At 60.9% G+C, this 11,613-nt stretch carries 11 protein-coding genes; 2 read left to right on the top strand and 9 right to left on the bottom strand.

Annotated elements, in window-relative coordinates; genetic code table 11:
* The 4 genes from ACIREA_RS16125 to ACIREA_RS16140 form a co-directional block, all read right to left on the bottom strand.
* A partial coding sequence (locus tag ACIREA_RS16125; protein ID WP_397383321.1) for a putative Ig domain-containing protein occupies positions 1-2,408 on the bottom strand: 2,408 nt, incomplete at its 3' end.
* A 22-nt stretch (positions 2,409-2,430) separates the two neighbouring features.
* On the bottom strand, positions 2,431-3,027 hold the full coding sequence (locus tag ACIREA_RS16130; RefSeq protein ID WP_397383322.1) for an RNA polymerase sigma factor: 597 nt from the start codon (positions 3,025-3,027) through the stop codon (positions 2,431-2,433).
* Between the two features lie 84 nt (positions 3,028-3,111).
* Positions 3,112-5,574, bottom strand: coding sequence for a hypothetical protein (locus tag ACIREA_RS16135; RefSeq protein ID WP_397383323.1), 2,463 nt, complete (start codon positions 5,572-5,574; stop codon positions 3,112-3,114).
* A gap of 4 nt (positions 5,575-5,578) precedes the next feature.
* Positions 5,579-6,295 (bottom strand): cytochrome b/b6 domain-containing protein, encoded by a 717-nt coding sequence (locus ACIREA_RS16140; protein ID WP_397383324.1) that lies wholly within the window; start codon positions 6,293-6,295, stop codon positions 5,579-5,581.
* 298 nt (positions 6,296-6,593) lie between these two features.
* Between ACIREA_RS16140 and ACIREA_RS16145 the strand changes: the two genes are divergently transcribed.
* Positions 6,594-7,316, top strand: coding sequence for a response regulator transcription factor (locus ACIREA_RS16145; RefSeq protein ID WP_397383325.1), 723 nt, complete (start codon positions 6,594-6,596; stop codon positions 7,314-7,316).
* Between the two features lie 4 nt (positions 7,317-7,320).
* Positions 7,321-8,709, top strand: a complete 1,389-nt coding sequence (locus tag ACIREA_RS16150) for a sensor histidine kinase (RefSeq protein ID WP_397383326.1) — start codon at positions 7,321-7,323, stop codon at positions 8,707-8,709.
* Positions 8,710-9,033: 324 nt separating this feature from the next.
* Here the strand turns inward: ACIREA_RS16150 and ACIREA_RS16155 are convergent, their stop codons facing one another.
* From ACIREA_RS16155 to ACIREA_RS16175, 5 genes are all read right to left on the bottom strand, one after another.
* Positions 9,034-9,693 carry a type II secretion system protein gene (locus ACIREA_RS16155; protein WP_397383327.1) on the bottom strand — a complete coding sequence of 220 codons (660 nt, stop codon included), beginning with the start codon at positions 9,691-9,693 and terminating at the stop codon, positions 9,034-9,036.
* The gene (locus ACIREA_RS16160) at positions 9,693-10,073 is read right to left on the bottom strand and encodes a type II secretion system protein (protein ID WP_397383328.1); all 381 of its coding nucleotides are present in this window, start codon (positions 10,071-10,073) and stop codon (positions 9,693-9,695) included. The genes ACIREA_RS16155 and ACIREA_RS16160 overlap by 1 nt, the downstream gene beginning before the upstream one ends.
* Positions 10,070-10,468 (bottom strand): type II secretion system protein, encoded by a 399-nt coding sequence (locus ACIREA_RS16165; protein WP_397383329.1) that lies wholly within the window; start codon positions 10,466-10,468, stop codon positions 10,070-10,072. Before ACIREA_RS16165 ends, ACIREA_RS16160 begins: the two co-directional genes overlap by 4 nt.
* A gap of 4 nt (positions 10,469-10,472) precedes the next feature.
* Positions 10,473-10,898 carry a type II secretion system major pseudopilin GspG gene (gspG, locus tag ACIREA_RS16170; RefSeq protein WP_397383330.1) on the bottom strand — a complete coding sequence of 142 codons (426 nt, stop codon included), beginning with the start codon at positions 10,896-10,898 and terminating at the stop codon, positions 10,473-10,475.
* On the bottom strand, positions 10,898-11,613 hold a 716-nt coding region (locus ACIREA_RS16175; protein ID WP_397383331.1), incomplete at its 5' end, for a type II secretion system F family protein. The genes ACIREA_RS16175 and gspG, both read right to left, overlap by 1 nt.

Raw genomic sequence — 11,613 nt, forward strand, 5'->3', positions numbered from 1 at the left:
GTCCAGTTCACGAACTGCCAGCCTGGGGCAGGGAAGGCCTGGATGTTGCCACCATCTCCCGGATTGTAGCTGGCACTGTCCGCTTCCGTGGTGCCGCCTGCGGGCGGGTTCGACGTCCCGGTGATGGAATAAACCGGTGTGAAGGTCGCCACCAGCGCACGGTCTGCGCTGGCGGTGAAGGTGTAGCTCGCCGCGCTGCTCACATTGCTTCCGCCCTGTTTCCATTTGCTGAATTTGTAGCCCGGTGCCGCCGTCGCCACCACGGTGACGCTCGTGCCATCACCATACGAGCCACCACCGGTGGTAGTGCCTGAGTTCGCCGGCGAAACAGAAGTCGAGATCGTGCGGAGAACGGTGCCTATGACGGAGAAGTTCGCCACCAGCGTGCGGTTGGCCGTCACATTGAAAGTGTAGCTCGCATTCGTGCTTGCCTGCGTCCCGTTCTCCGTCCAGTTCACAAAAAAGTAGCCCGCATTTGCCGTGGCCGTCACCGTGGCGCTGCTACCGCTGATGAACCCACCGTCGCCGCTCGTTGTGCCACCCGCCACTGGCACCGCGCTGGTGCTCACAGTATAGGACGGCAAGGCGGAAAAATTCGCCACCAGCACGCGGTCCGCCGTCGCATTGAAAGTGTAGCTCGCACTGCTGCTCACGATCGCCGCGCCCTCGGTCCAGTTCGTGAAACCGTAGCCCGCATTCGCGCTGGCAACGACCGTGGTGCTCGCACCATCATTGATGAGTCCATCTCCCGTGGTCGTGCCGCCCGCCGCAGGGGCGGCGCTCGTCGTGACGGACCACTGCATCACGTCCGGCACGAAGTTCGCCACCAGCGAGTGGTTCACATCCATGGCAAAGGTGTAGCTGCTGTCTATGCTGACGATCTGGCCGTTGTCCGTCCAGTTCTGAAACAAATAGCCTGCCGCAGGCGTGGCGGTGACGGTGGCGTTTGCGCCCACGTCAAAAGACCCGTCGCCGGTGGTCGTGCCCGCACCCACAGGCACTGCAGCCGTGTCCAGCAGGCTCTGCGCAGGCAGCGCCGCACCCGCCGCCGCGATGTTCATCGTATAGTTCTTCTGCACGTCGGGATTCACACCATCGCTGGCAGTCACGGCAAAACTAAAGGTGCCCGCGTTGCTCGGCGTACCATAGAGCACGCCCGTGACCTCGTTGAACGTCATCCCCGGCGGCACCGTACCCGTTTTCGAAGCAGTAAACGGCAGCGCGCCTTCCACCACCACCGTGCGCGGCGCAAACGCCTTGCCCACCTTGCCTTCGCCTGCGTGATCAATAAGACCCACCGCAGCATTCACATCCACCGCAGCCATTTGCGATCCGGTGAAATCACCCACCACGACTTTCGTGGTCATGTCGGTGGTGACGGTGGCCCACTCTCCCAGCGCTCCATTAAAATGGTCCGCATACGTCGCGGAGCCAGTGCCATGCTGCCCGTCTCCTCCCACCGCCGTCGCCATTGCCTCGCCTGTCTCCGCATCCAGCGGTCCGGTGTATTTGTAAAACTCGTAGCGCCTCGTGACGACTTCATTGCCGTTCGGCAAATCTTCAGCGGCAGCAGCAACGTTGTTGTTCGGGCCACCATCAGCCGCACCACTGTTCTTCTGCAGGATGCGCCATTCCGTCTCGACCTCATCGGGTTCGCCGTTCTTCCAATTCTTGTCGTCCTGGTTGTCGGGGTCATCGGAGACCAGTTCGCGCAGCTTGACCTTGTTGGCGTTATGCGTCTTGGTTTTGATCTCTTTCACCCACACCGCTTTGCCAAACTGCAGCGGCGGGGGAACTGGCGGCGGTGGCGGCACGATCACCGCTTGCACCTGCGCCGGCGCTGCGGCCACTGGAGGATAGTAAGTAAACGTCGGCGTCGAAACCTGCACCGCACCACCATGCACCAAGGCACCAGCCCCGTTGTCGATCAGCCAGTTGTAGAGCACCGCACTGGGTTGCGCCCGATAGCCAACTCCAAAATGCTCCCCGCCAAAGTTCACCCCAGGGTTGGTAAATTGATGCCCCTGCGTCGGCGGGATCAGTGCCGCAGGAATGGCCGTGTAGGCTGCCCAGGTACCATCGGCATTCTTCTTGCTCTGCCAGCGAATGAAGACCTTCGGATGCCCCGCCACCGAGTTGTCCTCCGTGATCTCCGGCACTCCGTAATGGTTGTAGTTATAGGTGTACGTGATGTCCGTGCTGTGGATGTCATCGAGTTCGATCTCAAACCCGTGTGCCTGGCTGCCGGTATCATTCACCGTGTCAAAGTTGTTGATGCTGCCATAGGCAATGCTAGCCCGTGCCGTATCAATGCCGAAGGTCAAGGTGACGACCGCGATCAAGCAGGCAAAGAGGTGTCCCTGAGACACCTTCCGGGTGGTTGGCTGGCTGTGAGTAGTGTGTTTCATAAAGGGTTGGATCGTCACCAAATCAGGCCGCCATCTTTGCAGACTCATGGCAGACACGTCCCTGCCTCCGTGAAGACTCGATGTCCGTGCGCAGCTTCCGGCAGAGACGGTGCAAATGGACCGCCACAGCGCTCCGCGAACGGCCATGCATCTCCGCAATCGCCCGGCTGGTTTTTCCTTTGAGGTAATGAAGTTCCAGCAGTTCCCGCTGGGAATCCGGCAGCGCCGCGAGAGTGGAAGCCAGCCTCTCAAGATACGGCGACGGCTTGTGATCCTCAGACGCACACGCTTGCTCCTGTTGTAGATAGGCCTGTTCCCGTGCCTTGCGCCGCGACTCATTTCGCAGGATGTTCAGCGCACGGTGCCAGGCCAGCGTCCTGAGCCAAACTTGAAAGGAATGACCCGGCTTGAAGAGGTCACCCTTGCGAAACGCCTCCGCCATCGCTTCATGCGCCATATCCTGAACAGCATGACCGGAGATGCGCTGTGCCAGCCATCCGGCCAGGGGGGGCACACACCTCGCATAAAGCTGCGTCGCGGCATCGGCTTCTCCGCGCAGAGCTTGCGCAAACAAGTGGCTGCATTCATCGCTCACTGCATTTGTGACCGTGTCTTTCATGGTGTGGTGGGTGTAATCCCATTGTCACCACAGACCCTGCTGCTCAGCACGTTATCGTTTGGTAATGAACCAGTCGCCCGCAGTTCACGGGTGGCTCAGGCGGAAGAATCGGCTGCCAGTGGGATTCGGGATGGAGACTTGGTTTTGCCCGCCGCTGGTGGTCACGGGCAGCGTCGAGGCCGTCCAGCTCGCGGCACCGAGGTCGGTGCTTTCCTGCAAAACCCATCCGGTGGCCGAATCAGGCCATGCAAAGACGATGCAGCCCGGCGTGGCGTTCGTGATGCCGACGATGGGCACGAAGTTCGCGATGAGTGCGCGGTTCGAGGTCGCGTTGAAGGACAAGCTGTTGCTGGCGCTCACGACGATGACTCCTTCGGTCCAGCCGGTGAATTGATAGCCCGGGGCAGGTGTGGCGAGCAGCGTGACCACACCGCTCGTGGCGTAGCCGCCGCCTCCGCTCACGCTGCCGCCGGGTACGAAAGACGGAGTCGTGGTGACGGTGAATCCGGCGGCAAAATTTGCCAACAATGTGCGCTGAGTCAGCAGCGTGAAGGTGTAGGCGGGCGTGGTGCTGACGATGTTGCCAGCCTCGGTCCAATTGAGGAAAACATAGCCCGGCTTGGCCGTCGCGGTGGCGGTGACGCTGCTGCCGATGAGGTGGGTGCCCGCGCCTGCAACGGTGCCCGTCGTCAGTGATGAACTCGTCAGCACGAGTTGATAGGTCGGCTGAAAATTCGCGACGAGCGTGCGATTCTCCGCAGCAGGAAACGAATACAGCGCAGACGAACTCACGACGGTGCCGCCTTCGGTCCAGTTCACAAAGGCGTAGCCCGTTTTGGCCGTGGCGGAGAGATTTACGACGGCATCGAGTGCGAAGGTGCCCGCACCGCTGACACTGCCGCCATTCACTGAAGACGACGTGGCGGCGATGGCGTAGCTGGTGGGCACATCCGCCGAGAGCGTGAGCGCGAGGTCGCCCGCGCCGCCGTAGTAGCTGTTGCCCATGCGGCGATAGTGCCCGTTGTCGCCGCCAGCGCCGGTCGCATGCCCCCAGGTGAGCGGATAGCCGTATTGCGAGGCTTCAATTTGAATCCAGTAGCCAGTGCCTGCCGTGGCAACGAAGGACGTGGGCAGCGTTACCGAGTAATCAAACATCTGCACGCCGCCGAACAGACCTGCTGCTGTCTCGCTGGCGTTGCCAGTGATGGTGTATTTTTTCAGAACGGGATTGGCGATGTCGGGATAAAATCCATTCGCGGTGGATCCGTAGATTTTGATGATGAACTCCACCACCGGATTGCCCGCCTGATTGTTGCCAACGTAACCGCCGCGCCAGCGCAGATGCGAGATGCCCGTGGTGGTGGCGAGCGTGAACTTTTCAAAGCGATATTCCATGCCATCGATGTTCCCATCTGGCAGCATGTAGGAGGAGAGTAGCAGCGTGCCGGAAGTCGTCGTCGGCTGTGAGAAAACGATGCCGAGATTGCTGGCGGAAGAAGTGAAGTTGGCGACGAGATCGCGATCTCCGGTGGCGGTGAAGGTGTAGCTCCCGCTCGCACTCACGGGCACTCCATTTTCGGTCCAGTTGACGAAGTTGTAGTTCGTGGAAGCCACCGCCTGAACGGTGACGCTGCTGCCATTCGCAAAGCTGCCGCCGCCATCTGTCGTCCCACCCGTGAGCGGCGATGATGTCGTCGTGATGAGCGAACCTGTGGCGAAGTTGGCCACTAGCGTGCGGTTTCCTGTCACGGTGAAAGTGTAGTTCGGATTCGTGCTGACCACGTTGCCATTCTCCGTCCAGTTCACGAAGGCGAAGCCCGCGTTCGGCGTGGCGATGAGCGGTGCGGCAGAGTTTTGCGGATACATGCCCGCATTCGTGATCGTGCCGCTGCCGATGGGTGATTCAGTCGCCGCGATGCTGTATGTCGGCCCATCACTGGTAATGATGCTGAACGCCGCATCGCCCGGCGCATACTGAAAATAATAGTCCGCCTGCCCGGCGATACGCCGGAAGTGCGAGCCATTGCCCGTGCCACCCGCAAAGCCCCAATACGGCAGACCAGCTGTGAACTCGGCCTCGATCTGCACCCAGTAGAGCTTTCCCGCCTGCGCCTGAAAAACCGTGGGCAAAACAAAGTGGTAATCATACATCGACACACCGCCAAACACGCCCGCGCTCGTCTCCCCCGCCTTGTTTCCCGTGTCATAGGCCACCAGCGTCGCAGGCGTGCCTAGATAACCCGGACCCAGATGCGGCTGCGACAGGCCCGGCGTGGATTCATAGATCGACACGCGGAAGTTCACGATGTTTCCACCCCAATAAGCCATCTGCGGATCGTAGCCGCCGCGCCAGCGAATCTCCGTCACCGCCTGCGCCGTCGGCACGCTGAACGAGTCCCACACAAACTGATCGTAGTCCGTTCCATTCGGCTGATAGCGCGATGATGTCAGCAGCGGCCCGCTGCCATCATGCGGCTGCTCAAACACCACGCCCGCCTGCGCGACGAGCGATGTCAGGAACAGCAAGAATGTGAGGAAGCGTTTCATAATTTCAGTCGTCGTCGCGCTCGCGGCCTTGCTTGCCTTTGCCGCCCTCGTTTTCACCGAGCTGCAAAGTCACTCCGAGGCCCGGCAGTTTGACCGTGGCCGTGCTGGCATTGTGCCCGGCAAAGAGCGCCGCGATCCACACACCGGCCACGATGGCGATGATCACGCCCCAGACCGCATGACTGGATGAAATGGCATCCTCCGCCCTGCCCGATTTTTTGCCCGTGACCATCGCCAGCGAGATGTTCTCCCGATGCCGAATCGTATGCCACGCCAGCCCAGCCAGATGCATGACGATGACCACCAGCAAGGCCCACGCAAAGGCTTCGTGCAGTTCTTCGATCGCCTCACCGCCGTAGCCGATGCCCGAGATGAACAAGGCTGGAACGAGCAGGAACATCAGCACGGCTGCCGTCGCCGATCCCGGATTGTTTCCCGCGTAAAGTTTCGTCTTCGAAACAGCGGCGCTGATCATGTAGCTGGCGACTTCGCGCGGATGCACCGGGTAACTCGAAAACCGCGAATAGCGTGAGCCGACGATTCCCATCACCACACGCACGGCGAGCAGGAACAACGCGACGATGCCGAACAGCATGTGCAGTTGAAACAGCGGCGCATCATCATCGACGAGAAAGCCGATGCCAATCGCAGCGGCGAGTGAGCCAGCAAAGGCCCAGTGAAAGAGGCGGGCAGGAATGTCCCAGACGAGGATTTTGTTCATAGCTGTTGGAGTTTTGGGTTGGTGGCCCGAGCATCAGCCCGGCAGCATGCCGCATCTGATTCAGACCATTTTTCTGCATAGCCATTTCCCAAGCACTTGAACATGGGGTGTTACCCGAACGACGCGCCCCACCGAAAGGCTGGTGAGTGCGGTTACAGATGCCCCTGCGGAATCCCCAGCTCACAGGATGCCAAGGGATCAAGCCGCCATGATTGCAGGGTGCGTTCATCGCTCCTTAATCCGCCACGGTTGCGGGGTCTGACACGTTATCATTTGGTAATGGTGATGGAATCGAGTGTTGCAGCCGCAACTCCTGTGCAAACTCCGCGCCACCACCCGCATGCACCTGCTCCTCGTCGAAGATGACACCGAACTCGCCCGCCAGACCAGCCTATGGCTGAGCGAGGCAGGGCATTCATGCACCTGGCGGGAAAAAGGCGGTGCGGCGCTCATCGCGCTGGGCACGGAGTCCTTTGACGCGGTGATCCTCGACGTCGGCCTCCCCGACATGGATGGCTTCGCTGTCGTCGAACAAATGCGCGCACGCGGGTTCGGCCTCCCAGTACTCTTTCTCACCGCCCGTGACAACGTCGCCGATCGCGTGCGCGGCCTCAAAGCCGGCGGAGATGATTACGTGACCAAACCCTTCGCCATGGAGGAATTGCTTGCCCGGCTGGAGGCGCTCCAGCGTCGCGCCGCAGGCAGCGCCGCCGCTCCTGCCACACGCCACATTGGCAAATGGACGCTCGATCCCATTAAGCGTCGCCTGCTCCATGCCGACGAAAAAATCGAGCTCCAGCCCCGCGAATGGACGCTCCTGGAGGTGCTGCTCGCCAATGAAGGCCGCACCCTCACCAAAAAATTCCTCCTCGAAAAAGTCTGGGATATCCAGTTTGACCCCGGCACCAATGTCGTGGATGCGATGATCTGTCGCCTGCGCCGGAAGATCGACCCTCCCGGCCAGCCGTCCCACCTGCAAACCGTCCGAGGCAAAGGCTATGTTATCAAAGCTGTTCCCTGAGCGCATGCCGTCCACCTGGCGGCTGGGTCTGCTGCTGGCAGTGCTCATGGCCACCAGTACCGCCCTCTGCATCACCGTGGCTGGCTGGGCCATGCGGCAAAACCTCAGCAGCATCGCCCGTGCCGTCGTGCTCGATGACTTGGGTGAATACGCCGTGCTCTACAACCGCAATGGCCTCAAAGAACTCACCGAAGTTTTTGCCGCCGGCAAACACGAGGAAAGCCAGGCCGTCCGCATCACCAATCCTGCGGGCGAGACCATTTTCGAGCAGACCCCGGACGCTGTCGCAGGCTACAACTGGCCCAAACGCCCGCCCAAAAAATTGAAGCCATCCGAGACCTGGCTCATGACCATTCCACACACCGAACGCCAGCAGCAGCTGCTCGTCGGCTGTCAGATTCTCGATGATAAAAATGCCCTCTGGTTCGGCCGCACCGACGCCGAAGACCTCGCCTACGTCGAGCACATCCGCCGTCATCTCTGGTTCGCCGGCCTCGCCTCCACCGTCCTCATGCTCCTGCCCCTCTGGTGGTTCGTACGTCACGTGCTGCGCCCCGTGCAGGAGATGATGCTCAGCACCCGCAAGCTCGCCCAGGGCAGCACCGAGGCCCGGCTTCAGGCACCCGGCGCCGTCCCCGAACTCCAGGCCTTCGCCACCGCCTTCAACACCGGCCTCGACCGCATCGATGCCCTCACCGCAGAGCTCCAAAGCGCCAATGACAATCTCGCCCACGAGCTGCGCACCCCGCTCGCGCGCATCCGCGGCAATCTCGAAACCTTCCACGATCACATCGACAACCCCACCGCCCGCGACGCCGCCGCTCGCGGCCTCGAAGAGCTCGACCGCGCCACCGAGCTCGTGCAGACCATTCTCACCACCCGCGCAGCCGAGCACAAAGCCTTGAAGCTCCATCTCGAAATCATCGACCTCCGTCAGTTGCTCGCCGATCTGTTCGATCTCTACAAAGCCGCCGCCGATGAACGCGGCCTCACCTTCAACTTCGAAGCCCCCGACACCCGCTGGGTGCTGCTCGACCGCCAGCGCATCAACCAGGCCGTCGCCAACCTCCTCGACAACGCCTTCGCCTACACCCCGCGCGGCGGCATCATCACCCTCGCGCTCAGCATCCATGGCGAACAGGCACGCATCTCCGTGCGCGATACCGGCCCCGGCCTCACCGCCGCCGATCAGACCAAAATCTGGCAGCGCTACATGCGCGGTTCCGCCGCCAGCGCCAACACCCCCGGCATGGGCCTCGGCCTCAGCCTCGTGCAAGCCCTCGCCCACGCCCACAACGGCAGCACCGGCTGCCGCAACCAGGATGAATCCGGCGCCGAATTCTGGATCGACCTCCCCGCCGGCGATCCCCTCGCCTCAGCCAACGGCGTCTGATTTGAAAACAAAGCTCGCTTCTCTTTCAACGCGTGGCTGCCAACCATTTGGAATGACCTCCACCCACCGCTGGAAACCTCTCGCTCTGCGCCTCTGGCGTGTCGCGCTGCTGGCGTGTCGCGCTGCTGGCGCTGGCGGTCAGAGGACATTCGTGCTTTATCGCACCCGTTGCATCCCCCAGATGCTCCCAGCTCACCCATGCTGCCAGGGCTCCTCTCTTTAATCTTTCCCGGTGCACCTTTGAGGCGCGATATTTGGTGAAGCCTTGTTAGCGATCGAAGTCAGCGCAGTTTGCAAGCTGTTGCGGGGCTAGCCCTTGGTGTTTCACTGGGGAGACTTTGGGGGAAGGGGGGCGGGGATTGGAGCGGCGTTCAGCAGGTTGGGTTCACTGGGAGTGATCCAGAAAATCAGCTCGTGGATTTCGCCACCCGCCTGCGACATCACGAATTTCATCAGCGGCGGATGCGCATGCGCCGTCGGAACTCCGTCGGGGTTGTCTTCGGACCAAAACGGGGCCCACTGCCGCGTTGTCGGATGAAACACGCTCCATTCGCACTGCGCCAGGTCTTCAATCAGCACCACGCTGCTCTCGTTTGCTTCAGAATGACACGTCAGCATCAGCCGCATCCCACCACCGGGCTGCCCTTGAGTAAACAAAGCTACATTGCAGTCCGGCGTTTCATCAAAGGGGGATCGCACATGCTCCAGCTCCAGCCGCGTCAGGTACTGCCCGCCTTTCTGCGTGGTGCTGAGATTCAGCACCGCGTTGGCAGGCAGCTCCGCCAGCAGATGCTCGCAAAACGTGGTAAAGGCCTGCATCCGTGCGTCACGGCGCTCCGCACGGCGCACATCATCCGCCAGCAGCAGCGTGCCCTGTGCCAGCGAATACACCGCCCCCAGCATCAGCGCCGTGATCGCCAGCACTATGATCACCTCCAGCAGGGTGAATGCTTTCGCTTGGGATGATTGGCGCAGAACTTTCATCAGCGGAAGAGCGGCGGATACACCCAGGTTTCAGCACTGGCCTGCTGCTGCGTCCGGCCTTCGTTCCATGCAGCAGTTACACGCACCTCGAACAATCCCTCCACCCGCTGCCCATCGCGGTCCTTCAGCTCCAGCGGTGTGTGCGTCACGGTGTAAGTCACATCACCCTCCTGAAGTTTGACTTCCTCAATTTCATCCGGCCTGCGCGTATGTTCCACCAGTAGCGACCTCATGCGCTCCTGCACCGCCGCTTCATGCCGGCGCAGCAGCGTGTGCTCGCCCAGTTGATGCACGGCTTCCACCAATGCCACCACGGCGGTGCTGAACACCATCAGCGCCAGCAGCGTTTCCAACAGGGTGAAACCACGTCGTTTTTTCACGGGTTTTCCTCCAGTTCTTGGAACCCTGCGGTCAGCGGATCAAGCGTCGCACTGACCCAGTTTGCACCGTTTTGCCAGCGCAGTGTCAGCGGTTCACAAAGCCCGCCGGGGCGTAGCCGCAGGTGTTGGTTGCTGGTAGAAACAAACGTCTCACTGCCTGCATGCCGCACGGTGAGCTTGGCCTTCTGACTCAGGCTGCTCAAATCAACGGACTGAGGTTGCACGGTGTTGAGTGTGCGGGTCATGGCTTGCATCAAGACGCGCTCAGCGTCATGCGCCACGCGCAGCAACTCGTGCTCTTCCGTGAGTTTATGCACGGCTCCGGCCCCGATGCCAATGACGAGAGACGCGATGGCGAGCACCACGATCATCTCCAGCAGCGTGAACGCCTTCATTTTGCTACCAGTTGCCAATATCATCTTCGGTGTTCTCCAATCCGTCCGCTCCGAGGGAGAGCACATCGTAGCCGCCTGCGTTGTGCTTGCCGGGGTTGCGATACACCAGCTTGCGGCCCCAAGGGTCGGTGATGCCGTCGGGTTTGGCGAGCTGGGTCCAGCGCTTGGGCTTCGGGTCTGCCGTGGGGCGCGACACCAGTGCCTCAAGTCCCTGCTCCTGCGTGGGATAAGTGAGGTTGCTGATCTTGTAGGAGGTCAGCGCGACTTCGAGACCTTTGATCTTGGCACCCGTGGTGACGTGTTCGGCATCGCCCTCGATGCCCTGCACCATGAAGGCCACGGTTCCGAGAATGAGTGCAATGATGAGCAAAACGACCATCATTTCGAGCAGGGTGAAGCCGTTTTTGGAAGAGGTGCGGAGGTGTTTCATTAATGACGGAGTTGGCTGAGGGTTGAGAAGACAATGTTTACCATGGTGTAGACGAGGGTGCCGACGAGAGTGGCCATGATGAGAAGGAGGCAGGGCTGGATGAGGGCGGTGACGCGCTCGATGGTGCGGGTGAGCTGCGTGTCCATTCGCGTGGCGGCTTTGCCCAGCACCTCGGCGAGATGGCCGGTGTCTTCGCCGATGCGGATGACGTCGATGGCCTGGGAGTCGAGGGCCTGCGTTTTTTTCATCGCATGACTCAGGGATGCACCTTCTTGCACCAATGCTTCCGCCTGGGTGAGTGCATGTTTGAGGTGCAGGTTGGTGACGGCGCGGCGCACAAGTTCCAAGGCATGCAGCAGGGGCACGCCGCCGCGCAATAAGCTGCCGAGGGTTTCAAAGAACTGCAGCTCAAAGCGTGCGCGGGTGATGTCACGGATGCCGGGCATCTTGATCATGAAACGATGCCACCCGGACTGAAAGCCGGGTGTTTTACGCAGTGCAAAGAGCAGCATGATGATGCAGCCCAGTGCAAGGCCGAGCGCCCACCAGTAGTTTTTGAGAAGATCAGAGAGGGCGAGGCTGACCTTGATCATGAAGGGGGGCTCTTTGCCGGAGCCGGTCAGTAATGAGGCAAGTTTTGGCAAAAGGTAGGTCACCATGACCAAAGCGAGCGCTCCTCCGGCACTGATGAGAAAAGCTGGGTAAATGAGTGCAC

The organism is Prosthecobacter sp., from assembly GCF_044373815.1.
Lineage (GTDB): Bacteria > Verrucomicrobiota > Verrucomicrobiia > Verrucomicrobiales > Verrucomicrobiaceae > Prosthecobacter.

Excerpts from the sequence above, each read along its gene's own strand:
- ACIREA_RS16135 (WP_397383323.1), bottom strand. The coding sequence starts at position 5,574 with ATGAAACGCTTCCTCACATTCTTGCTGTTCCTGACATCGCTCGTCGCG.
- ACIREA_RS16165 (WP_397383329.1), bottom strand. The coding sequence starts at position 10,468 with ATGAAGGCGTTCACGCTGCTGGAGATGATCGTGGTGCTCGCCATCGCG.
- ACIREA_RS16130 (WP_397383322.1), bottom strand. The coding sequence starts at position 3,027 with ATGAAAGACACGGTCACAAATGCAGTGAGCGATGAATGCAGCCACTTG.
- ACIREA_RS16155 (WP_397383327.1), bottom strand. The coding sequence starts at position 9,693 with ATGAAAGTTCTGCGCCAATCATCCCAAGCGAAAGCATTCACCCTGCTG.
- gspG (WP_397383330.1), bottom strand. The coding sequence starts at position 10,898 with ATGAAACACCTCCGCACCTCTTCCAAAAACGGCTTCACCCTGCTCGAA.
- ACIREA_RS16140 (WP_397383324.1), bottom strand. The coding sequence starts at position 6,295 with ATGAACAAAATCCTCGTCTGGGACATTCCTGCCCGCCTCTTTCACTGG.
- ACIREA_RS16150 (WP_397383326.1), top strand. The coding sequence starts at position 7,321 with ATGCCGTCCACCTGGCGGCTGGGTCTGCTGCTGGCAGTGCTCATGGCC.